Source organism: Lacrimispora sinapis, assembly GCF_043633585.1.
GTDB lineage: Bacteria > Bacillota > Clostridia > Lachnospirales > Lachnospiraceae > Lacrimispora > Lacrimispora sinapis.
On record NZ_CP141832.1, the window covers coordinates 1349275 to 1371586 of the forward strand.

Below are 22312 nucleotides of genomic sequence, written 5' to 3' on the forward strand. Positions count from 1 at the left end.
CGGGAAAATATGAACAGAGGTTATCAAAAAGCGGGTGTGATAGGTTTGGCGGTCCTGATCCTTTGCGTGGTGTTAGGGGCTGCAATCCATAAAAAGCAGAACAGTACCGGTGTGATAAAAAAGCAGGAGGAAACGGTTATTCTGCCGGTGCTGATTTCCGGGGGAGATGCCTCCTGGGAAAATTCTGTGGAGAATACAGCGCGAACGTTTATGGAGAAAAATCCGGATATTCGGGTGGTGGTGAAGGCGGCTGTCAACGCAGAGAGCTTTGATTACCAGCAAAGCCTGAATCTGATGGAGGCGTTAGGTGAATTTCAGGGAATTGTGGAAATGAGAAATGTGGAATTATATGCCGGACTTGGAAAGCTTGCGCCCCTTCCGCCCGAGCTGGTCAGGCTGGCAGAGCACACCAAAACGGTGGAAGGAAAGGTGTATTCCATTCCCAGGTTTTACACATGCCAGGGTGTGATTTATAACAAGAAGATTTTTGACCGGTACGGCTTACAGGAACCTTCCACCTATGAGGAATTTCTTCAGATCTGTAAGACACTGAAGAGACATGGAGTCTATCCTTTAACTGCCGGAATGGGAGATTCCTGGCACTGGGACCTTTTCATCAGCGGATTATTTGCCAATGACGTAAAGAAACAGGAGCCTTTGTGGATCGACAAGAGGAATCACGGTCAGGTCCACTGGACCGATGAGGCCCCCATGCAGATGCTCTCAGATATAAAAGAGATTTTTGATTCAGGGTATGTAGATCATGCATATAAAACAACAACGGACAGTCAGACCGTAGAACGGCTGGTGGAGGAGAAAGCTGCCATGCTTTATTCGGGAAATTGGATGTTTTCCCAGATATATAAGGCACAGCCGGATTTTGACATGGGCTGGTTTCCTTTGCCGGCCAGAGAAGGGGATCCCTATCTGGAATTAAATGGAAATGTAGAGTGGTCCATTACCAATGAGTATGCAAAAGATCCGAAATCATATGAAGCAGCGGTCCGCTTCCTCACTTATTTTTATAGTCCGGAGAATTACCGGGAGGTGCTGTTTGAAATGAACGGAATCTCCGCACTGGCTGAAAAAACAGACAACCCCTTTCTTCCGGTCCAGCAAAAGGCAATGAAGTATGCGGCCAAATATGGGGTGATCCAAAATGATGCCATCAGCTCCGGAAAAACGCCGGAAGGTTTTGCATCCCAGATGTATCTTCAAATGACAGAACTTGCAGAAGGCAGGAGTTCGGTTCAGGAAACAGCAGAATTTTTAGACAGGTTATGGGATAAAAAGCTGCAGCAGAACAAAGAATATAAAAAACAGTAAAGAATTTGGGAAAAGGGGTTGAAAATTTAGATAACCCCGTTTTTTCTTTGAATGAATTTGAATGTTTTGGTAGGATGGAAACCAAGAGGAAAAGAAAATGGAGGTAAAAACGATATGATTACAATGTTAAGAATTGATGACCGTTTAATCCACGGGCAGATCGCAGTGCTCTGGACAAAACAGCTTTCCGTAACCCATATTATTGTAGCCAATGACAAAGTAGCAGCCAATGAGATCCAGAAAGCAAGTCTTAAGATGGCAGCTCCGGCTAATTTAAAATGCAATATCATGCCGGTACAGGATGCCATTGATGTGGTCAATGATCCCCGGGCGAAAGATTTGAAGATACTGGTGATTGTCAATAACACGGAAGATGCCAAGACCATCGCTCTAAAGGCAAATGATTTGCAGCTTTTCAATGTGGGAAATTACGGATTGATATCCGAGGATGTCTCCGGTAAAAAGAAGCTGGGAGACACCTTTTATGTGAATGAGGAGGACGAAGAGAATTTAAAAGCCATTCTCCAGACAGGTGTTAAATCCATTTATCAATTGGTTCCTACAAAGCCGGAAAAACCGATCAGTGAACTGATTAAGTAAGGAGGAGAATATGATAGTACAGGCATTATTAGTTGCATGTGTGATGTATTTTGCAAAGTTTTTTGACTGGATCGGACAGATCGGAATCCGTCCGCTGATTCTGGGGCCTCTTGTGGGTCTGGTGTTAGGGCATCCGGTGGAAGGGGTTCTTCTGGGTGCCAGCCTGGAGCTGGTGTTTATCGGGGCCATCATGATCGGCGGCTCCGTTCCCCAGGACTATATGTCAGGAGCGATTCTTGGAGCAGCCTTCTCCATTCTTTTGAATGAGGACGCCAGCGTTGCCATCACTCTTGCGGTTCCCATCTCTCTGGCGGCAACTTTGATTTTCCAGGCAGAAACCATCGTATGGACGGCCCTGGTTCCCATGTATGATAAATTTTTGGAAGAACATGATTTCAAAAAATATTCCATGCTTCATTACCTTACCTGTTTTATCCATCCGCTGCCATACGCTCTGGTAACGTTCTTAGCGATTGCCTTTGGGACCGGAAGCATCCAGACCTTTATCAACGGACTGCCAGAGTGGGTTATGCATGGTTTCTCCATTGCGTCAGGACTTCTTCCAGCACTGGGCTTTGGAATGCTGCTGAAAATGCTGTGGGACAAATCCGTGGTCTGCTTTTTCTTCATCGGTTTCTTTGCAGTAAAATACATGACTTCATTTATGAATACACTGCTTCCTGCCATTCAGTCCGTAAAAGGAGGAGAGGGTGCCACAGGTTTTTCCGCCACTTCCATGACTATGCCGATGGCCATTCTTTCCGCTTGTATTGCTGTATTCTATTTCTTTGAGGATTCTGCACGGAACAAGCAGGCACAGTCCAGGCAAGTGGTGCAGAATGAACCGGCAAAGAGTGAAAAGGAGGATTTCTTCTCATGAGTGAAACAAGAAAAAATAGTATATTAGTATTGAACAAAGAAGAAAAAAAGACGATGAAATCCCTGTTCTGGCGTCATATGTGGATCATGCAGGGCATCAACTGGGTCCGGATGCAGGGAATTGCCGTGGCATGGATCATGCAGCCCTTTCTGAGAAAGCTGTATAAAAATGACGATCAGTATTGGGCCGCTATGAAACGGCACGCTGTGTTTTTTAATACTACTCCTCAGATGGCACCCTTTATCTTAGGACTGACTCTTTCCATGGAAGAAGAAAACGCTAAAAATCCGGAGAAGTTTGATATCGAATCCATCAATGGCATTAAGGTCGGTTTAATGGGCCCCTTTGCCGGCATTGGAGATTCCTTCTTTGTAGGAACCTTCCGTATCATTGCAACAGGGCTTGCCTTAGGGTTAAGTCAGCAGGGAAGTATTCTGGGACCTATCATTTTTCTGGTTGCGTACAACATTCCGTCGGTTATATTCCGCTGGTTTGGAGGTATCCTGGGATATAAGCTGGGCGGGAACTATATTGCAAAGGCTACCCAGTCAGGGTTAATCGCTTCCATTACCAAGTCTGCCGCAATCATGGGACTGATGATGATCGGTGTCATGTCCGCCCAGTCTGTAAACTTCAGCTTTGCAATCAGTCCAACCATTGGCGGACAGGTGTTAAATGTTCAAAGTTATCTGGATCAGATTTTATTAGGACTGATTCCGGTACTCAGTGTTCTTGGATGTTATAAGCTCTTAAAGAAAGGGGCCAATCCTCTCTATATCATCTGCGGAATCCTGGTGGTGTCCTTTGTTCTGGCATTTTTTGGTATTGCATAAATTACGGTTACTTATGAATAGGCAATGGAAGAATTGGATTCCATTGCCTGTGTTTTATCTTTATTTGAAGGAGGATAATTATGCAGAAAGAAAAATTGAAACTTGGACTCATCCAGACCAAACAGAATAGAAACTATGATTTTCATGATACAGAACCTATGGAAACCATAGAAGAGGCATTGGAAAACCAGAAAGCTATGATCGAACAGACCACCCGGCTCATGGAAGAGGCAGGCAGACAGGGCTGTAAACTGATCGTGACCCCGGAAGCAGTTAATTTTCCGGGATTAAAACGTTTTCACGGGGGAAATCTTCCGGATATGGTTCCGGATGAAAGGGACCCGCTCTGGGACCGGTGGGGAAAAATTGCAGAGCAATACGGAGCCTATGTTGTGGCTGGTGCTTACAATAAGCGAAACGGGGAAAGCGGCAGTTGCCCCTGCTTTAACAGTGCGTTCATCTATGCTCCGGATGGCCATAGGATTCATGTCTATGATAAGGTTCATGCAGGAAGAGACGAAAGCATAGAGCCGGGAGATCATTTTTTTGTATGGGACACTCCTTTTGGCACCATCGGTGTTTGCATATGCTGGGATATGCAGTTTCCGGAAACTGCAAGGACTCTGGCTTTGATGGGGGCAGAGCTGATTGTGGTCCCCACCTGGGGGTGGGAGCATCTTTACGCTCAGGCCAGGGCTTATGAAAACGGGATATTTGTGGCTGCCGCCATGGGGATTCCCTATGAGAAGCCAATCAGCGGAGTGCGCAGTCCCAGCCAGGTCATCGGGCCAAACGGTGCGGTGCTGGCGGAAGCTTCCCGTGATCAGGCAGAGGTTCTGGTCTGTGAAATCAGTCTGGAGGAATGCAAAAGCTTCCGGGAGATACGGCTGGGAGACCGAAGACCGAAGCTTTATCTGTGACCGGATGGAAGAAACGTTGTTGAAAAGGAGAAAGAGACGACTAATAAAACAACAAATGTTGGCAGGAGTGTTGCTTAAACAACACTCCTGCCATTCTTTAATGATTTTATTTTTTGCCGTAATTCATTATAATATTCCTATACAGGATTTAAATGTTTATTTATTAACAAAATACATTTTCATGTAAAAAGGAGAAAAATAATGTCTGAAAACCGTCTTTGTAAAGCTTTGGGAATTGAAAAACCGATCATTCAAGGGCCGATGGCCTGGGTTTCCACGGCACCGTTAGTAGCTGCTGTTTCTGAGAGCGGAGGTCTTGGCGTATTAGGGGTAGGCTTTGCTCCATTGGAATTTGTTAAGGAACAGATTGCCGCCACAAGAAGCCTGACTAAAAAACCGTTTGCCATCAATGTGATCATGGTTCCGGATTTACTGGATCATATCACCAAGATTGTCTCTCAGGAAAAACCGCCTGTCATATATGCGGATACGCTGATAGGGCTTGATTTAGAATTGTCAAAAAAATATTTTTCCATATGGCATGAATTAGGAATTAAAGTTGTTGTAAAAGCAGGAACCATTCAGGATGCGATAACGGCAGAAAAGGCAGATGCGGATGCGATCGTTGTAAAAGGCTGGGAAGGCGGCGGACATACGACCTATGAAGCCACCACAGTCCTTGTACCTCAGGCGGTGGATTGCTTAACAAAGCCTGTGGCAGCCTCCGGAGGCATTGCCGACGGCAGAGGAATGGCAGCCGCCATCGCGCTGGGAGCAGATGGGATCGAGATGGGAACCATTTTCATGTGTGCAGAGGAAGCTGTGGTGCATCCCAATGTAAAAGAAGCCATGATTAAAGCGGGTGATATGGAAACCGTTATAACCGGAACTTGTACGGATGAACCATGCCGGCAGTTAAAGAACAAGCTCTCCGATGAAATGACAGAAATTGAAAATAATTACAGCAAAAAAGAGGCGGCGGTGAAGCTGAAAGAAGTAGCGGAAAGCTCTCTGAAAAAAGCGATGCTGGAAGGGGACGTTACAGAAAAAGGTGCTGTTATGGCCGGACAGATTGTACCTTTGATTAAGGAAGTAAAACGGGTGCAGGATATCATAGATGATGTTTTAAAAGAATACCAATCAACAGTAGAAAAAATAGCAGCGTTTAAACTTTAAGGTTTTAAAAAGAAAAATGGATCGTGGAGGAGTGACGGAGTTATCTCTTAGTCCCTCCTCCCCTGTATTTGTAAGACATCTGCTTACTGTTTCGGGAGTCGGATGGTGAATTCACTTCCCTGCCCCGGTTCGCTTTGGACCTCTATGGTTCCGCCGCATAAGCTGACAATACGGAATACCAGGGATAATCCCAGTCCATTGCCCTCCCGGACCCTGGATTTATCAGCCTGGTAAAATTTTTCAAAAATATGCTTTTTTTCATTTGGCGATATCCCTATCCCGGTATCCATAACGGAAACAGAGACGTTTTTTTCATCATGATCAATGGTTATTCGGATCAGCCCTCCTTCCGGAGTGAATTTAATGGCGTTGGATAACAGATTGGTCCAGATCTGCATCAATAGATCCTCATTGCCGTAAAGGTAGGTTTTCGGTAAATGCAGTTCCAGTTCCAGCTTTTTTTCCGTCCAGGAATTTTCAAGCAGCAATATGGCTTGCCGCAGTTGTTCATCCAGACGGTAGGAGACCTGCCCCGTAATTTTTTCCTGATTTTCCAGCTTGGACAGTTTAAGGATATTGGTGGAAAGGCTGCTTAGCTGTCTGGTGCTTTCAAGGATCATCTGGGTATACTGCATCCGTTCTTCTTCATCTAAATCCCCGTCCTGCAGCAAAGCTGCGAAGCCCTCAATGGCTGCGATCGGCGTTTTGAATTCATGGGATATATTGGCGATAAAGTCATTGCGCATCATTTCTATACCGGAAAGTTCCGTGGCCATTTGATTAAAGTTTGTGAACGTTTCTGTGATTTCTTTTATCTGGCTGGCACTATCCAGCCTGACACTGAAATTTCCTTCAGCGATTTCTCTGGAAGCCTTGTTTAAATTGGTTATGGGAGCCAGGATGCGTTTGCCTACAAGAGATGATATTATGGTGCCGATCAATATGCTGATCGCAAGGATGGTGTTGATGGCAAAAGGGAGGCTGAATGACAGCTGGGACAGCAGGCCGGCATTGATAACGAAGTAAATGATAACGTACATGATCACGGAAGTCATGACCAGTATTCCTAAAACGATCATAACAAAGTATTGCCAAAGGCTTGCCTGCCTTTTTATTCTACGTTTTTTCAACTTTTTTCCTTTCTGACGTGCCGTTGCACACGACCGATTCAATCATTTCTTTGTGTTTCCGGTTTTATCATTTTATATCCCAGACAGTGTACTGTGATGATTTTAATATCAGGGTTGTCCTTGAGCCGTTCCCGAATACGGTTGATATGGACATCGACGGTCCTTTCTTCCGAATCCGTATCCATCCCCCATATTTCTTCCATTAATTTCTGCCTGGTAAAGGTTGTCCCCGGATAGGACATCAGTTTATACAGGATGTAAAATTCTTTTTGGGGCAATTGGACCTCTTTACCGTCATAGCATACAACCAGGCTGTCATAAATGAGGGTGGTGCTCCCCCAAAGGATTTTGTGCTCAGAAACGATTTTCGATCGCCGAATCAGAGCATGTATGCGCAGAATCATCTCATTTACATCCACAGGCTTTACCATATAATCGTCGGTACCCACAAGAAAGCCCTGTTTTTTGTCTTCAAAGCGATCCTTTGCCGTTATCATCAAAACCGGAAGGGCAGAGTCATATTCACGGAGAAGCTTTGTCAGTGCATAACCATCCATGTTGGGCATCATAATATCAGTAATTACCAGGTCAATATGTGCCTGTTCCATGATTTTAAGAGCGATTTCACCGTCCCCGGCAGGGAGAGGATTAAAATGATGCTTTTTTAGAACGCTGCAAAACAAGTGCTGTAACTTCGGGTCGTCTTCTGCTACAAGAATATTAAGCATAATTCCTCCTTGTTCTAGTTTAATAAATATATTATATATTCCTAATGTTAACAATTTATAAACGATATATTTAATATATTAGATATAGGCAGTTGTTTTGCAAAATGATTGGAAGACCCGATAACATACGGTCATCCCGCATAAAAAAAGTTAATAAAAAGTTAAAATCAGGTTGGTATAATCTAGGAATAAAAAGAATGGATGCATCAGCTGTGAAAGGAGATTAAGAAATGAAGAAACAAAGGGTTTTATTGACCGGGGCATCAGGCGGTATGGGTTCTCTGGGATTGAAGGAGTTATTAAAGGATACGGATAAACAGGATATTACCGCATTGGTTATGGATACGGAAGCAGACAGACAAAAGATGAAAGAATTTGAAAACAGGAAGGGACTGACCATTTATTGGGGGGATTTGACCAACTATAAGGATGTCTACGAGTGTGTTAAAAATTCGGATATCATACTCCACGTAGCGGCTCTGGTGTCACCTGCAGCAGATTATAAGCCAAAGCTGGCCATGAAAGTTAATTACGGTTCCATGAAAAATATAATAGACTCCATAAGAGAGCAGGGAAGGATGGAAGAAGTAAAAGTGGTATCCATCGGTACGATAGCCGAAACCGGGGACCGGATGCCGCCGATTCACTGGGGAAGAGTCGGAGATCCTATAAAGCCCAGTATCTATGATTATTATGCCGTGTCTAAAATTGCTGCCGAACGTCTTTTGGTCGAATCAGGCTTAAAATACTGGGTCAGTTTGAGACAGACCGGAATTATGGGTCCGGTTATGAGTAATGTAAAGGATGCCATTATGTTTCATAACTGTCTGGATAATGTGCTGGAATACGTATCTGACCGTGATTCGGGAATACTTCTTGGAAATCTTGCACGTTTTCATTATACGGGTGAGCTTTCCCAGGATTTCTGGGGGCATATTTATAATATTGGCGGAGGAGAAAGCTGCAGGGTAGATACCTTTACCATGTACAAAAAACTGTATGGTGCCATCGGATTTAAGGATTTAAACCATGTCATCAATCCGAAATGGTATGCAACAAGAAATTTCCATGGGCAGTATTATCTGGATTCGGATCAATTAGAAAAACATCTCCATTTCAGACATGATTCCATGCAGTATTTTTATGATAGCTATCATAAGAACCTGGGAATGACCGGCACAATGGCACGAATCCTGTGCAAGCTGCCCGGAGGACAAAACTTTATGGGGAATATGATGAAGAAGATGTTTTTAAAGATAGCCAGAACGGAGCATGGAACGGTCCGCTATCTTGAGGAAAATATGGAGGCCCATATTGATGCCTATTGGGGCAGCAAAAAAGCATGGGAGAAGATTCCGGAAAACATCAACGATTTTGAACACTTTAAAAATTGGGATAAGGTCGTGCATATTTACCATGGTTATGATGAATCAAAACCGGAAGAAGCACTTGATTTGGAGGATGTAAAGGGTGCCGCTGAATTTCGGGGAGGGGAATGTAAATCTCTTACCATGAAGAAAGGCGACTGGAAAAGTAAACTTCAATTCAAGTGTGCCTTTGGCCATGAATTTGACGCCAGTCCCCGGCTTATTTTAGAAGGAGGGCACTGGTGTCCCGAATGCGAACGAAAAAGCTGGAATTATGCAGCCAGAGCAAAGGTAGATCCTTTCTTTGCACAGGTTTGGGATCCCTTACATGATAAAAACGAAATAGAAAGAGAGTATAAAAAGGAAGTTACGGAACTGGATGTATCGTTGCGGTAAGATTAAAATTGACAAACCCCTTTTTCCTCTGTGCCATCAATACGCCCTTTTAGATACTTGATTTTATATTCCACAATGTTTTGATAAGTTTTTAATTCCTTGAGCTGGTGCTCAATAACAATTTTTTGAGATTGAAAAAGTGAAAGCCTTTTTTCCAGTGTGGTATCTCCCTGCATACACCAATCCATGTAAGTTTTAATTTGCTTTAAAGGCATTCCTGTATTTTTCAGACATTGTAACACAGCGATCCATTCGTAGTCGCTTTCACGAAATAAGCGGCTTCCATTGGCTGAATGTTCAATAAATGGAAGCAGCCCTTCTCTATCATAATAACGCAAAGTGTGTATGGAGATTCCTGTTTTTTTTGAAGCTTGTGCGATCGTATCGAACATGTTTATCCTCCTGTTTTCCATGACCAATGAAGAAGTACATTTTATACTTTATAGACCAAGCATACACAATGTCAAGATTTTTTTGGAAATTTAAAAAAAACGAAAATACTTCTTGCGTTTGAGTATACTCAAGGGTTTACAGTATGGGTATCAAACGATTGGAGGTAAGAACCTATGGTAAACTTTGAGTATTATGCCCCTACACGGGTTGTTTTTGGGCAGCAATATGGGGAAGCTGGGCAAGATATGTATTCAAAGAAAATTCTTACAGATTCCTGCAATTTGCTTCCCATGTTTTAAATATCCCTTGTGATTATTCCCAACCAGAAAAGGCGGCACTTGAGGGAATCGTAGCTTTGGAAGAATTTTTTATTTCCCTGGGAATGCCTGTTAAAATAAGTGATTTAAATATAGAATTAACGGAAATGCAGATTGAAGAACTGGCACAAAAATGCAGTTTTGATAATCAGAGAACCATAGGAAACTTTAAGGTACTAAATAAAGAAGACATGAAAGCGATTTACCGAATGGCTTCCCGCTAAAAAACTTCCCCGGCAATAAGATTTCCGTAAAAGTGATTGCATTATTTTGAAATATTAAAAGAGCAGAAAATCACAAAAAACAGGGAAACTATAAGGATTAAATGGACATCTTATAAACAAATCCCCTTCTTCATATTGCCTTGTATTACGTTTTAGGCTATACTGAGTTTGTTTTATAAACATTATACCAGAAAAGGAAACGTGAATTGTATGGCAATAGAGTTAAAAAGTAAAACAGCCATTCCCCGCTATCAGCAGATTGCGGTGGAGGTGGCTGCCAGGATCGCCAATGGGGAGTATCCGGAAGGGCAGAAGATTTATGCCCGTTCCTCCCTTGCCGGTCAATATAGCGTATCTCCGGAAACTGCCCGTCGGGCAATCTGCATCCTGAGTGACCTGGGAATCGTTAGTTCTGAAAAAGGCAACGGGATTATTATCAAGTCCCAGAAAAAGGCGGCGGAATATATTCAGCAGAATGGCAATCGGCAGACCATTGATACCATTAAGGAGAATTTGCTAAAAAGCGTTAGCCGTCAGAAGCAGGAGATGGAGTACTTAAATGATTGTTTAAAGGATCTGATTGAGGCTTCCGTACATTTCCGGTCCTTAAATCCGTTTATGCCCTTTGAGATAAGGATTACCAAGGATTGTGTCTATCTGAATAAGACAGTGACGGAAATACAATTCTGGCAGCGTACAGGGGCTACGGTGATCGGAGTCAGCAGAAACAACACCCTGATAAAATCCCCTGGACCCTACGTGGCTCTTTCGGAAAACGATACCATATTTTTTGTGACCCAGGATGATACGTTAGACAGGGTAAAAGAATTCTTATATCCATCAAAATAAACCGGAATGGTTACGCCTGAAGTGGCAGCACTTCAGGTTTTTTTTTGCTCTAATTTGACAAAGTAACAACTTTCCGCTATAATTAAGTTGTTACTTTGTTGAGAAGGAGGGATAAGAATGATACGATTTGAACGCATTTCAAAACGTTATAAGACAAAACAAGTTCTAAATGAAGTTACATTTACGATAAAAAGCGGCAGCCTTGTAGCTGTTATCGGTGAGAGTGGATGCGGAAAGACAACTCTCTTAAAAATGATCAATCGTTTGATCAAGCCTACATCGGGAACGATCTATATTGATGACAAGAGCATCAACAGCATGGATGAGGTGGCCCTGCGCAGGAGCATCGGCTATGTAATCCAGCAGACAGGTTTATTTCCTCATATGACGGTGAAGGAAAATATTGAACTGATTCCAAAGCTTGAAAAAAGATCTGATGAGAATATTTTAAAAAATACAGAAAAGCTGATGCAGATGGTGGGTCTGGACTGCAAGGAATTTTTGCACCGCTACCCTACGGAACTCAGCGGAGGGCAGCAGCAGAGAGTAGGGGTTGCCAGGGCATTTGCCACGGACCCGGATATTATTCTGATGGATGAACCCTTTTCCGCTTTGGATCCTATGACCAGATCGGACCTTCAGGATGAGCTGGTACAGCTTCAGTCCAAACTGAAAAAAACCATTGTTTTCGTTACTCATGATATGGATGAAGCCATTAAAATTGCAGATATGATCTGTATTATGAAAGATGGTAACATTCTTCAATATGATACCCCGGAAAATATTTTAAACAATCCCAAGGATGAGTTTGTATCAAACTTCGTAGGGAAAAACAGGATTTGGTCTTCCCCGGAATTTATAAAGGTGTCCGACATTATGATCGAGAATCCGGTCACTGCATTCAAAGACCTTCCCGTTTTAAAATGCATTGACAAGATGCGTCAGAACAAGGTTGACAGCCTGTTGATAGTAGAGCGGGAAAGCCGGCGTTTGTCTGGAATTGTAAAAGCCGGGAAATTACGAGGCGTGGAAGACCGGGCAAGACCGGCGGAAGAATATATGTATAAAGATTTCCCGTTTCTGTTACCGGATCAATGTATTTTGGATGCGCTGAAAATCGTGACGGAAAACAACGTTTCCACAGTACCAGTGGTGGATGAGGAAAAGCGTCTGGCTGGCCTGATCACACGAAGCAGTCTGGTAACGACTTTAAGTCAGCAGTATTTTGATTATGAAGGGGGAGAGGCACAATGAGTTTTTGGAATTATATAGGAAGCAATTATCCGCAGATCCTTTCTTTAGTGATCGAACATTTAAAGCTGACTGCCGTTTCGGTAGGACTGGCGATTCTGATTGGAGTACCTCTTGGTATCTTCATTTCCTATACATCAAAAGCCGGAAAACCGGTATTATCCCTTGCCAATGTAATCCAGGCAATTCCCAGCATGGCCCTTTTGGGGTTCATGATCCCTCTGTTTGGGATCGGTACGGTACCAGCCGTCGTTGCGGTAGTCCTTTATTCTTTGCTGCCCATCATTAAGAATACTTATACGGGAATTGAGAATATCAATCCGCAGACGCTGGAGGCGGCCAAGGGAATCGGTCTGACACCCCTTCAGGTGTTGACAAAGGTACAGATCCCTCTGGCACTTCCTGTTATCATGGCAGGAGTGCGTATTGCCTCAGTAACCGCGGTGGGGCTTATGACCATGGCAGCCTTTATCGGTGCCGGAGGTCTGGGATATCTTGTTTTTTCCGGTATTAAAACGGTAAATAATAACCAGATCCTGGCCGGAGCCATACCCGCCTGCCTGCTGGCCCTGACGGTGGATTTCCTCATCGGCCTGGTTGAGAAGCTGGTGACCCCGGTAAGTCTTCAAAAGGGAGATGCAGCCTTAAAGAAAAAAAGGCGTACGGCACAGAAGGCAGGACTCAGCGTGGCTGCCCTGTTTTTGGCTGGAATTTTTATATTTACCTCGGTAGGAGGCAAGATGGATGGCTCCAGATCCATTTCCATAGGTTCCAAAGATTTTACGGAACAGGAAATCCTGGGTAATATGATGGCGGACCTCATCGAGGACCGGACGGATATTTCCGTAAACAGACGAATTAATCTGGGAGGGACCCAGGTCTGCTTCGGCGCGCTTCAAGGCGGCGACATTGACATGTATATTGAATATTCCGGAACCGCTTATACGGATATGTTAAAACACCCGCCTGTCAGTGATATGGAAAAGGTGTATGAGACCGTAAAAGCTGAATTGAAAGAGCAGTACGGCCTGAATGTATTAAAGCAGATGAATTTTAACAATACGTATACGCTGGCAGTCACTCAGGAGACCGCCAGGAAGTATGGGCTTGAGACCATCAGTGATTTGGCTTCAAAAGCCGGCAGCATGACCTCCGGTACCACATTTGAGTTCAGTAACCGTGAAGACGGGCTTGCCGGTCTTCAGAAGGCTTATGGGTTCCAGGTAGGGAATCAGCTTACCTTAGACAGTGCACCCCGCTATCTGGCTCTGGAAAAAGGCGAGGTTGATATGATTGATGCCTTTTCCACGGATGGGCTTTTAAAGAAATTCGATCTAAAAACTCTCGTTGATGATAAGAACTTTTTCCCGCCCTACTATGCCATACCGGTCATTCGGGAGGATGCACTGGAAAAGTTTCCTGAAATCCCGGCACTTATGGAGGAATTGGGACAGCTGCTGACAAATGAGGTCATGATGGAGCTGAATTACAAGGTGGATGAGCTGCAGCAGACGCCTGCTGAAGTTGCCCACGACTTTTTAGTAGAGAGCGGAATGATTTCATGATATTCGGTGTTGGGCTGTTTGCAGTCATTTCCCTGATTTTTTCTGTTCCTGCACTTCAAAAGCTGGCTGCCGGAGAGATGGAATTATCCTGGAAAGAGGAAAAAATAGGCACTCTCTTTGGCCATTATATGGGGGTAGCGGCCGCCCTGATGTTTGTTTTGTGGCTTTTAAGGCCCCTGGGAGTTATTTGGCTGTATGCGGCGGCAGGAGGGCTGTATTTGGTTCTCACCCTTTGTTTTTTCTATAAAGCAGTACGAATATTAAATAAAAAAGAGATTGGATCATAGGTATTGGACATAAAGAGGTCGATCATTACACAATTTTTGTGTTTATTGGAGATTTTAAAGTTTATCTCCTTAGAATAGATAAAATTATTGTAAAAAATAAACGATATATGATTATAACTGTAAATTCAATTATAGTTAAAGTATATGATTGACAATATAATAATCTTTGTATATACTATTAGCAGTAGGCAAAGGGGCCAGGGAAGAAATTCTGGTACCTTTGCTTTTTTATTAGCTGGGAATGAAAAGATGCTCTTCCCTGCACAAAGAGGTGTACTCCATAAATGAGGTGGAGTATGCCTTATTTTTATTTAGAGGAGGAAATTGAGATGAATGTAAGCGATATTCTGACACAGGCAAATTCCAATATGTTCAGCATATGGTTTTTGATCGGCGCGGCCTTTGTATTCTTTATGCAGGCTGGGTTCGCCATGGTTGAAACCGGATTCACCAGGGCAAAAAATGCGGGCAACATTATTATGAAAAACCTTATGGATTTCTGCATTGGAACCGTAGTATTTTTGTTTTTGGGATTTGGCCTTATGATGGCAGAGGATATGGTTATGGGATTGGTGGGAATCCCGAATCTTGACTTGTTCACTGATTTTGCAGGCTTTAACTGGTCCAGCTTTGTTTTTAACCTGGTATTTTGTGCAACGGCAGCAACCATTGTTTCCGGTTCCATGGCAGAACGGACCAAGTTCAGCGCTTATTTGATTTACAGTGCTGTGATCAGTGCCGTGATCTATCCCATCGAAGCAGGATGGATCTGGAATGGAAGCGGGTGGCTCCTTAACCTTGGATATGTTGATTTTGCCGGCTCCAGTGCCATTCATATGGTAGGCGGTCTTTCAGCCTTTATTGGAGCAGCGATCCTTGGGCCGCGTATAGGAAAATACACCAAAGATAAAAATGGAAAGACGCTGGTCAATGCCATACCAGGACATTCCATTACCTTAGGAGCTCTGGGAGTCTTTATTTTATGGTTTGGCTGGTACGGGTTTAATGGGGCAGCCTGTACCTCCGTGGAACAGCTGGCTCAGGTATTTGGTACAACGACCATTTCTGCCGGATTTGCTACGGTGACTACGATGCTGTTTACCTGGTTTAAAAATGGAAAGCCGGATGTTTCCATGACGCTCAATGGTTCTCTGGCGGGACTGGTGGCGATTACAGCCCCTTGTGCCAATGTGGATGCTGCCGGTTCTGTAGTTATTGGGATTGTAGCCGGATTTCTCGTAGTTCTGGCTGTAGAATTCATAGATATGAAGCTTCATGTGGATGACCCCGTAGGAGCGGTGGCGGTCCATGGCGTAAACGGCATATGGGGCACATTAGCGGTAGGCTTGTTTGGGATTTATGACACCGGAGCGGTTACAAAAGGATTGTTCTATGGAGGAGGGCTGCGTCAGTTTGGGATACAGCTGCTTGGAGTTTTCTGTATTCTTCTATGGACCGCAGTGACAATTACCATTGCATTTATAATCATTAAGAAAACCGTGGGCCTGCGGGTATCCCCGGAAGAAGAAATGGAAGGGCTTGATATCAAAGAACATGGGCTTTCCAGTTCCTATGCAGATTTTATGCCGGCAGGCAATCTTTATTACGGTGCCGGAACCGGCATGATTTCTTCCGAAATCCCACCGGCGGCTGAAACATCAGTGCCTCTGGCGCCATCGAAGGCTCCGGCTTCTGAAAATGAGGAAGCAGACACGGCTCCTGGGAAAAAGATATTTAAGGTTACCATCATCACCCGCCAGGATAAACTGGAGGAATTGAAAACTGCGATGAATGAAATTGAAGTGAGCGGAATGACAGTCACTCAGGTCATGGGGTACGGGTTACAAAAAGGTCAAATACAGATTTACCGTGGGGTTCCTGTAGAAACCAATTTGCTTCCAAAAGTTCAGGTAGACATTGTTGTGTCTAAGGTGCCGGTGTCCCAGGTTTTAAATGCGGCAAAGAAAGCACTTTATACCGGTAATATCGGAGATGGAAAGATATTTGTATACCGTGTGACAGATGTAGTGAAAGTAAGAACCGGAGAAACTGGTTATGATGCTTTACAAGGGGATGACTGACCGCAGAAAGGCTGAATAGAGAGGATTAAAAAAGCAGCGGGGGAAGAAAACGCCTCCGCTGCTTCTAATGTGCAGAAATTGTTTTAAGCCTGCCAAACTCCTATAACATTCTCAGGACGATAAGATTATCGGTCTCCTTGATTTCGGTTTGGGGACCTAAAACAGCCATGACCTTACTGTCACGTATGATTGCCAGAATATTGATTCCTTCTGTCTGCCTCAGTGCCAGTTTTTGAAGTGTCTTTCCGATCCAGCCATGTTTGGGATGCATCTCTATGATTTCATATTCGTCTGAGCGGTGAATATATTCCATCGGGTCATTTGTGATAAACTGGTATGCAATCCGTTCGCCCATTTCCATTTCGGGTAGAACAACCCGGTCTACACCGATATTCTCCATGATTTTCTTTTGGCGTGTGCCATTTGCTTTTGCAAGAACAAACGGAATGTTCATTTCTTTTGCGATCATGCAGGTGATAATAGCTGCCTCAAAGTCGGAGCTGAAGGCCACAACCACAGCATCAAAATTCCCCAGCCCCATCTTTGATAAGGAGGAGGGGTCCGTTACATCCGCTTCGATTGCGTAGGTACAATATTCCGCAGCTTCCTGGACCAGGGTGGGATTGATGTCACAGCAAAGTACCTGTAATCCATTTTCATGCAATGTAGCAGCAATACTGCGTCCGAACTTGCCAAGACCCAGAACTGCGATCTGTGCATTTTTATCAAATTTTATTTTATTCATATAGCAAGGCTCCTTTAACCGATTAAAATGTCTTCTTTGGGGTATCGAATCGTATTATTTGCTTTTTCCCCTCTTTTGGATAATGAAATCAATATGGAAATAGGACCGATGCGCCCGATAAACATACACAAAATCAGCAAAAGCTTTCCCTGTGAACTGAGAAATGGAGTGATTCCGGTTGTAAGCCCAACGGTTCCAAGAGCCGAGGCTACTTCGTAGAACAGGTCTACTGTCCCATGGGAATAGGCGTTGTTATACTCTGTCAATGTTAAAATGGCAGTACCGGTACAAAGCAATACCGTCATAATGATAATAATCGTAAGAGATTTTTGCAGCAACTGCAAAGGGATATTTTTGTGAAATACGTCTATGGTATATCTGCCTTTTATGACGGACCACACGCTGCATATAACAACAGCCAAAGTGACCGTTTTGATCCCACCTGCAGTACCGCCGGGGGAACCACCAATAATCATAAACAAACTGGAAATAAATTTTGATGTTTCGCCAAGAGCGCCCTGATCTATGGTTGCAAATCCGGCAGTTCTAAGAGTCACAGATTGAAAGAAGGCTTTAAACATCCTTTCTCCAAATCCATCATTCCCCCAAAGCCGGGTGTTATTGTATTCAGCAGTTAAAAAATACAGGAAACCGGTGAATAAGAGAAGACCTGTGGTGATCAAAACCAGTTTTGTATGGAGGGAAAATTTCCATCTCTTTTTTATTTTTAATGAAAAATAATTTTTTATATTGTATATCAAGTCAACCCAAACTGAAAAACCAATTCCGCCGATTATGATGAGCAGCATAATGGGAATACAAATGAGAAAATTGGTCCCATAAGGAATCAGGCTTTTGTCTCCGATCACGTCAAACCCAGCATTGCAAAAGGCGGAGACTGAGTGAAAAATGCCATAGAACAAAGAAGTAAAGACATCATGTCCCTCCATCAGGAATCCAATAAAAAGAAAAACCGCACCAATTCCTTCAAAAATCAGGGTTCCTCTTATTACGAACATCACCATGCGCACCATACCATGAAAATCAGTATGGTTAAAAGCAGTCTGCAGGGTCAGCCGTTCTTTTAACGTGATTCGCTTTCCAAGGTGAATGCCCAGGTAAGTGATAATGGCAACGATCCCCAGACCGCCAATCTGTATAAGAAGTAAAATGATTATTTTACCAAATAAACTCCATGAGGTAGCCGTTGTCACAGTAACAAGCCCTGTAACGCAAACGGCTGAGGTGGCAGTGAACAGGCAGTCAAGGAATGAAACCGTTCCAGCAGAAGCAGACTGGGAAACAGGAAGTTTTAATAAAACAGAACCTATTAAAATAATCATCAGAAAACTAATAGTAACGATTTGAGACGGTGTCAGTGCAGAGCGAAGTTTCTTTGTTAAGATCAGCCTGCCCGTATTTAATTTGTTTATATCCAAAAATTTCCTCCTACACAAAAGACATTACATATTCAACATCCCTTTGTTAAAAAGCCGTTGCTTATATAATGCCCGTCAGTAACAATTTATTTCCGATCAATGTGATTATAGCATGGGAAATGATGAAATACAATATCATTCCTCTTAAAATCATTCCCGTTTAACAGCGGAAATTTCCAATAAAAATTAGAATCCGAGACATAATAATAATATTGACACAAATAAAATTATATGTTATAAACTATCTAATTAGAAATTTGGTTGTTATCGGTTGGACAGGAAACTGTTACAAGTCGTTTGGGTACTCAGGGGGAAGTACCCAGGCTTCTTGTACTCAGTTTCTTTTTTTTATTTAAAATCAGATAACTGTGATCCAAAGGACTAATAATTTTATTACGTTAGGAGTGATTTCATGTCTATTCGTACCCTATCAGCAATTAAAAATGCAGAAGAGCGATCCATTTCCCTGGTGAAAGAAGCGCAAAAAGAAGCGGAGAGGCAAGTCGGTCAAAACAGAAAACAAAAAGAGGAACTGCGGCAAAAGAAAATGGAGGAGACTTTGTTGCGGGAGCAGGAAATCTTATTGAAGGCAAGGGAGAAAGCAAAAGCCAAATGTTTGGAATTGGAAAAAAGCAATCAGCCTATGATGGAAAAATATGAAAATCCTCCGGAGCCAAAGGTGGAGAAGGCTGTAAATTTGATTGTGAATCGGGTGTTTAAGTATGGCAGTTGAAAAAATGAAAAAGGTTTCCATCACCGCCATTCGTGATCAAAGCGACATGCTGTTAAAAGAGATCCAAAAATCAGGTACCATTCATTTCAAAGAGTTGGAATTGCAGGAGCTGCCCGAGGACTATGTCTTCTTATCTAAAACAGCACCGGTGGAGGATTTTGAGCTAATCGAGGAAAAGCAGGTGATTGATGCAACGTTAAAAGCCTTAAAGCCCTATGTGCCTAAAAAATCCATTACCGCCAAACGTCCCCGGCTGACCTATGAAGAATGCTGTAACTATTTGTGTAAGCCGGAATTAAAGGAAACGCACAGAAAGGTAAAGGAGATCCTGGATAAAAAGGATGCTCTGGCTCAGGAAATAAAAAAAGCAAAATCAGAGAATGTACAGCTGGAGCAATATGCCTTTATTGATTTCAGTACCGCAGATCTGAATGATTTAAAAAAGGTGAAAGCCTTTTTGATTGCAGTGAAGGCGGCAAAGGAAGAAACCTTTCTGGCTTGGAAGGAAGCCTTTCCTGAATTGTATCTAGAACCTTTGGGTAAGGTGAAGCAGGATACGGTCTATCTCGCAGTATCGGAACGGGGAAAATACCAGGAGGTACAGGATTCCTTGAATCAGCAGTCCATTCCCATCTTGGATCTCTCATTTGAAAAACCGCCCAGGGAATTGATTGAATATAACGTAAACCGGTTAAAGAAGGCGGAATCCGAACTGGTCCGGTGCAATGATGCATTAAATACTTTGGGACACAGATACGATGATATTTTGATCGAATTGGATGCGGTAAATACGGTTTTAAGCCGAAACCAGGTGATTGAAAATTTTTTAAACAGCAGACACGTAATATATATGGAAGGATGGGTACCGGAAAAGGATATCCCCGGATTATACAACATTTTGGACCGGATGCTTCCTCAAAGCTATTACCTGGAGGCAGAAGACGTGTCCCCCGAGGATGCAGAAACACCAGTCAAGCTGAAAAATAAGGGGATATTTACTTATTTTGAAAGCATCACGGAGATGTTCAGCCTTCCAGCTTATCAGGAATTAGATCCAACCAGTATACTCACTATTTTCTATCTCATATTTTTCGGTATGATGGTAGGAGATGTGGGGTATGGATTGATATTGACACTTGGCTGCTTTTTCGCGTTGCGATGGATTGATTTTAAGGAAAAGACGAGAAGATCCGTCAAGATGTTTTTCTATCTTGGGATATCTGTAATACTTTGCGGATTTTTATACGGAAGTATGTTCGGTATCACCATTTTTGCTCCTGTTCCTGTGAAGGGAGGGGGATTTAAACCCATCTTGGACACCCAGACCGATATCGTATTTATGCTGGTCTTGTCACTTGTGATTGGCGTGATTCATATCTTCAGCGGTCTGGTCATGAAGGGGTTAAACAGTTATATACAAAAAGATTATGCAGGGATCTTCTGCGATTCGGTTCTCTGGATGCTTACCCTGGCAAGCGGTATATTATTGCTTTTAACTGGTGCAGGAATGCTGGATTTGGGCAGTCCCAAGCTCTTTGGCATCATTTTTGGAATCTGCATCGCAGGACTTGCAGCAACCCAGGGAAGAAGCAGCAAAACCCTTGGAGGGAAAATCGGAGGAGGCCTTTATGGTGTATACGGCCTTACCAGTTATATCGGAGATATTGTTTCCTACACCAGAATCGTAGCACTTGGACTTTCGGGGGCCTATATCGCTTTTTCTTTTAATCTGATGTCCGGACTGATTCCGGGAGTCCTTGGTAAGCTGGTGTTTGGCACTTTGATCGCAGTGTTCGGCCAGGCCTTGAATCTGGGTCTGTCTTTGCTGGGTGCGTATGTCCACAGCTGCAGACTGCAATATGTGGAATTCTTCGGTAAATTTTATAAAGGCGGCGGAAAGGCATACCGGCCTTTTCAAGTAGAAAACGATTATATTTCAATTAAGAGTACAAATCAGGAGGATGAATGATGACAATTTCAAGTTATTTCTTAGAATACGGTGGTTTTATCTTTGCGGCTGCGGGTGCAGCTTTGGCAGTTGGTTTGGCTGGTGTGGGTTCCGCAAAAGGCTGTGGGGTAGCAGGACAGGCAGCGGCAGGAATTATCACGGAGGAACCTGAAAAATTTGGACAAGCTCTGATTTTGCAGCTGTTGCCAGGTACCCAGGGATTGTATGGCTTTATCATTGGCTTTCTAGTTCTGCTGCAGATTGGGAATAATCCAAGCTTGGCCCAGGGACTTTATCTTCTGTTTACCGGTCTGCCCGTAGGACTTGCCGGTTTACTCTCTGGTATTGCCCAGGGAAAGGTAGCGGCTTCGGGTATGCAGATTCTTGCAAGAAATCCAGAGCATAATACCAAAGGTATCATTCTGGCAGCCATTGTTGAGACTTATGCGATTCTTGGTTTTGTAGCATCGATCATTATGTTATTTGTGACCTACCCTAAATAATGGATCTGGGTTGAAAGGAAGTGAGGAGTTGGGCAGCTTAGAAGCATTGACTGAAAAAATAATAGAAGACGGACAGAACCAGGCACAAAAGCTGATTGAGAAAGCTGTGGAGAACAGTAAAAAAGAGCTGGAAGAGGAAATCCGTGAGATAGAGCGCATCTGCGAAAACAGAATAAAAGAAGCCGAAGTAAAAGCGGCTGAACTGTATCACAGGATTTGTGCGGAAAAAGAGATTGAGATCAGAGATAAAAATCTGTTAATAAAACAAAACGTCATGGACCGTGTATTCCATGAAGCACTAATGCAATTAAAAAACCTGGATATCATGGAATATAAGGAGCTGCTGACCAGGATGCTTTTAGATAAGGATTTAAGCAATGATATCCTGATTCTGCCGGAAAAGTATCACAGGCCGGAATATGATATGGATTCTTTTCTTAACGGTCTGGTTGGAAAAGACAAGGCTCCCTTAAAAACAGTTTATCAGCCGTTGGCAGGAGGATTTATCCTGATGAGGGACGGGATAGAAGAAAACTATACGTTTGAAGCCTGGATTGATGTGATCCGTCAGGAAATGGAGCGGGAGGTAGTGGATATCTTGTATGGAGAGGAGACGTGAAC

General features: G+C 43.3%; 22 protein-coding genes. 17 read left to right on the forward strand and 5 right to left on the reverse strand.

What is annotated here, in order from left to right; translation table 11 throughout:
* Positions 1 to 9: 9 nt before the first annotated feature.
* The 6 genes from VIG27_RS06110 to VIG27_RS06135 all read left to right on the forward strand — a co-directional run bounded on the left by VIG27_RS06110 (position 10) and on the right by VIG27_RS06135 (position 5735).
* Positions 10 to 1326 carry an ABC transporter substrate-binding protein gene (locus VIG27_RS06110; protein WP_394526104.1) on the forward strand — a complete coding sequence of 439 codons (1317 nt, stop codon included), beginning with the start codon at positions 10 to 12 and terminating at the stop codon, positions 1324 to 1326.
* A 114-nt stretch (positions 1327 to 1440) separates the two neighbouring features.
* Positions 1441 to 1926: a PTS system mannose/fructose/N-acetylgalactosamine-transporter subunit IIB gene (locus VIG27_RS06115; RefSeq protein ID WP_394526106.1), complete on the forward strand. Its 486-nt coding sequence runs from the start codon at positions 1441 to 1443 to the stop codon at positions 1924 to 1926.
* A gap of 10 nt (positions 1927 to 1936) precedes the next feature.
* Entirely contained in the window at positions 1937 to 2806 is an 870-nt protein-coding gene (locus VIG27_RS06120; protein WP_394526108.1) for a PTS mannose/fructose/sorbose/N-acetylgalactosamine transporter subunit IIC, read from the forward strand.
* On the forward strand, positions 2803 to 3639 hold the full coding sequence (locus VIG27_RS06125; protein ID WP_394526110.1) for a PTS system mannose/fructose/sorbose family transporter subunit IID: 837 nt from the start codon (positions 2803 to 2805) through the stop codon (positions 3637 to 3639). Before VIG27_RS06120 ends, VIG27_RS06125 begins: the two co-directional genes overlap by 4 nt.
* Before the next feature lie 80 nt (positions 3640 to 3719).
* Entirely contained in the window at positions 3720 to 4559 is an 840-nt protein-coding gene (locus tag VIG27_RS06130; protein ID WP_394526112.1) for a carbon-nitrogen hydrolase family protein, read from the forward strand.
* A 171-nt stretch (positions 4560 to 4730) separates the two neighbouring features.
* Entirely contained in the window at positions 4731 to 5735 is a 1005-nt protein-coding gene (locus VIG27_RS06135) for a nitronate monooxygenase (protein ID WP_394527429.1), read from the forward strand.
* Positions 5736 to 5818: 83 nt separating this feature from the next.
* On the opposite strand, the gene VIG27_RS06140 is transcribed toward VIG27_RS06135, so the two are convergent.
* Positions 5819 to 6865 (reverse strand): sensor histidine kinase, encoded by a 1047-nt coding sequence (locus tag VIG27_RS06140; RefSeq protein WP_394526115.1) that lies wholly within the window; start codon positions 6863 to 6865, stop codon positions 5819 to 5821.
* Positions 6866 to 6903: 38 nt separating this feature from the next.
* The gene (locus tag VIG27_RS06145) at positions 6904 to 7593 is read right to left on the reverse strand and encodes a response regulator transcription factor (RefSeq protein ID WP_394526117.1); all 690 of its coding nucleotides are present in this window, start codon (positions 7591 to 7593) and stop codon (positions 6904 to 6906) included.
* A 230-nt stretch (positions 7594 to 7823) separates the two neighbouring features.
* Here VIG27_RS06145 and VIG27_RS06150 point away from each other — a divergent pair, with 230 nt between their 5' ends.
* Entirely contained in the window at positions 7824 to 9356 is a 1533-nt protein-coding gene (locus tag VIG27_RS06150; protein ID WP_394526120.1) for an NAD-dependent epimerase/dehydratase family protein, read from the forward strand.
* Positions 9357 to 9358: 2 nt separating this feature from the next.
* Here the strand turns inward: VIG27_RS06150 and VIG27_RS06155 are convergent, their stop codons facing one another.
* A complete protein-coding gene (locus VIG27_RS06155) occupies positions 9359 to 9748 on the reverse strand; it encodes a MerR family transcriptional regulator (RefSeq protein ID WP_394526123.1) in 390 nt (129 codons plus the stop codon).
* Between the two features lie 224 nt (positions 9749 to 9972).
* Between VIG27_RS06155 and VIG27_RS06160 the strand changes: the two genes are divergently transcribed.
* The 6 genes from VIG27_RS06160 to VIG27_RS06185 all read left to right on the forward strand — a co-directional run bounded on the left by VIG27_RS06160 (position 9973) and on the right by VIG27_RS06185 (position 16323).
* Positions 9973 to 10290, forward strand: a complete 318-nt coding sequence (locus tag VIG27_RS06160) for an iron-containing alcohol dehydrogenase (protein WP_394527433.1) — start codon at positions 9973 to 9975, stop codon at positions 10288 to 10290.
* Between the two features lie 210 nt (positions 10291 to 10500).
* Positions 10501 to 11139 (forward strand): TrkA C-terminal domain-containing protein, encoded by a 639-nt coding sequence (locus tag VIG27_RS06165; protein WP_394526126.1) that lies wholly within the window; start codon positions 10501 to 10503, stop codon positions 11137 to 11139.
* 117 nt (positions 11140 to 11256) lie between these two features.
* Positions 11257 to 12393 (forward strand): ABC transporter ATP-binding protein, encoded by a 1137-nt coding sequence (locus tag VIG27_RS06170; RefSeq protein ID WP_394526129.1) that lies wholly within the window; start codon positions 11257 to 11259, stop codon positions 12391 to 12393.
* Positions 12390 to 13955: a glycine betaine ABC transporter substrate-binding protein gene (locus VIG27_RS06175; protein ID WP_394526132.1), complete on the forward strand. Its 1566-nt coding sequence runs from the start codon at positions 12390 to 12392 to the stop codon at positions 13953 to 13955. The genes VIG27_RS06170 and VIG27_RS06175 overlap by 4 nt, the downstream gene beginning before the upstream one ends.
* Positions 13952 to 14242, forward strand: coding sequence for a hypothetical protein (locus tag VIG27_RS06180; protein ID WP_394526134.1), 291 nt, complete (start codon positions 13952 to 13954; stop codon positions 14240 to 14242). Before VIG27_RS06175 ends, VIG27_RS06180 begins: the two co-directional genes overlap by 4 nt.
* Before the next feature lie 329 nt (positions 14243 to 14571).
* A complete protein-coding gene (locus tag VIG27_RS06185; protein WP_394526136.1) occupies positions 14572 to 16323 on the forward strand; it encodes an ammonium transporter in 1752 nt (583 codons plus the stop codon).
* Between the two features lie 100 nt (positions 16324 to 16423).
* Here VIG27_RS06185 and VIG27_RS06190 read toward each other — a convergent pair whose 3' ends face one another.
* Positions 16424 to 17068: a potassium channel family protein gene (locus VIG27_RS06190; protein WP_394526138.1), complete on the reverse strand. Its 645-nt coding sequence runs from the start codon at positions 17066 to 17068 to the stop codon at positions 16424 to 16426.
* 14 nt (positions 17069 to 17082) lie between these two features.
* Complete coding sequence (locus VIG27_RS06195) at positions 17083 to 18507, reverse strand: TrkH family potassium uptake protein (RefSeq protein WP_394526143.1); 1425 nt, start codon at positions 18505 to 18507, stop codon at positions 17083 to 17085.
* A 412-nt stretch (positions 18508 to 18919) separates the two neighbouring features.
* On the opposite strand from VIG27_RS06195, the gene VIG27_RS06200 reads away from it, so the two are divergent.
* Genes VIG27_RS06200 through VIG27_RS06215 form a run of 4 tightly spaced genes read left to right on the forward strand, consistent with a single transcriptional unit; the run spans position 18920 to position 22310 of the window.
* On the forward strand, positions 18920 to 19240 hold the full coding sequence (locus tag VIG27_RS06200; protein WP_394526145.1) for a hypothetical protein: 321 nt from the start codon (positions 18920 to 18922) through the stop codon (positions 19238 to 19240).
* A complete protein-coding gene (locus tag VIG27_RS06205; RefSeq protein WP_394526148.1) occupies positions 19230 to 21209 on the forward strand; it encodes a V-type ATP synthase subunit I in 1980 nt (659 codons plus the stop codon). The genes VIG27_RS06200 and VIG27_RS06205 overlap by 11 nt, the downstream gene beginning before the upstream one ends.
* On the forward strand, positions 21206 to 21691 hold the full coding sequence (locus VIG27_RS06210; RefSeq protein WP_394526150.1) for a V-type ATP synthase subunit K: 486 nt from the start codon (positions 21206 to 21208) through the stop codon (positions 21689 to 21691). Before VIG27_RS06205 ends, VIG27_RS06210 begins: the two co-directional genes overlap by 4 nt.
* Positions 21692 to 21719: 28 nt before the next feature.
* On the forward strand, positions 21720 to 22310 hold the full coding sequence (locus tag VIG27_RS06215) for a V-type ATP synthase subunit E (RefSeq protein WP_394526152.1): 591 nt from the start codon (positions 21720 to 21722) through the stop codon (positions 22308 to 22310).
* Positions 22311 to 22312: the final 2 nt, after the last annotated feature.

Coding starts and splice junctions, on each gene's coding strand:
- VIG27_RS06130 (WP_394526112.1), top strand. CDS start 3,720: ATGCAGAAAGAAAAATTGAAACTTGGACTCATCCAGACCAAACAGAAT.
- VIG27_RS06115 (WP_394526106.1), top strand. CDS start 1,441: ATGATTACAATGTTAAGAATTGATGACCGTTTAATCCACGGGCAGATC.
- VIG27_RS06210 (WP_394526150.1), top strand. CDS start 21,206: ATGATGACAATTTCAAGTTATTTCTTAGAATACGGTGGTTTTATCTTT.
- VIG27_RS06125 (WP_394526110.1), top strand. CDS start 2,803: ATGAGTGAAACAAGAAAAAATAGTATATTAGTATTGAACAAAGAAGAA.
- VIG27_RS06180 (WP_394526134.1), top strand. CDS start 13,952: ATGATATTCGGTGTTGGGCTGTTTGCAGTCATTTCCCTGATTTTTTCT.
- VIG27_RS06190 (WP_394526138.1), bottom strand. CDS start 17,068: ATGAATAAAATAAAATTTGATAAAAATGCACAGATCGCAGTTCTGGGT.
- VIG27_RS06185 (WP_394526136.1), top strand. CDS start 14,572: ATGAATGTAAGCGATATTCTGACACAGGCAAATTCCAATATGTTCAGC.
- VIG27_RS06175 (WP_394526132.1), top strand. CDS start 12,390: ATGAGTTTTTGGAATTATATAGGAAGCAATTATCCGCAGATCCTTTCT.
- VIG27_RS06170 (WP_394526129.1), top strand. CDS start 11,257: ATGATACGATTTGAACGCATTTCAAAACGTTATAAGACAAAACAAGTT.
- VIG27_RS06150 (WP_394526120.1), top strand. CDS start 7,824: ATGAAGAAACAAAGGGTTTTATTGACCGGGGCATCAGGCGGTATGGGT.
- VIG27_RS06205 (WP_394526148.1), top strand. CDS start 19,230: ATGGCAGTTGAAAAAATGAAAAAGGTTTCCATCACCGCCATTCGTGAT.
- VIG27_RS06155 (WP_394526123.1), bottom strand. CDS start 9,748: ATGTTCGATACGATCGCACAAGCTTCAAAAAAAACAGGAATCTCCATA.
- VIG27_RS06120 (WP_394526108.1), top strand. CDS start 1,937: ATGATAGTACAGGCATTATTAGTTGCATGTGTGATGTATTTTGCAAAG.
- VIG27_RS06165 (WP_394526126.1), top strand. CDS start 10,501: ATGGCAATAGAGTTAAAAAGTAAAACAGCCATTCCCCGCTATCAGCAG.
- VIG27_RS06200 (WP_394526145.1), top strand. CDS start 18,920: ATGTCTATTCGTACCCTATCAGCAATTAAAAATGCAGAAGAGCGATCC.
- VIG27_RS06110 (WP_394526104.1), top strand. CDS start 10: ATGAACAGAGGTTATCAAAAAGCGGGTGTGATAGGTTTGGCGGTCCTG.
- VIG27_RS06145 (WP_394526117.1), bottom strand. CDS start 7,593: ATGCTTAATATTCTTGTAGCAGAAGACGACCCGAAGTTACAGCACTTG.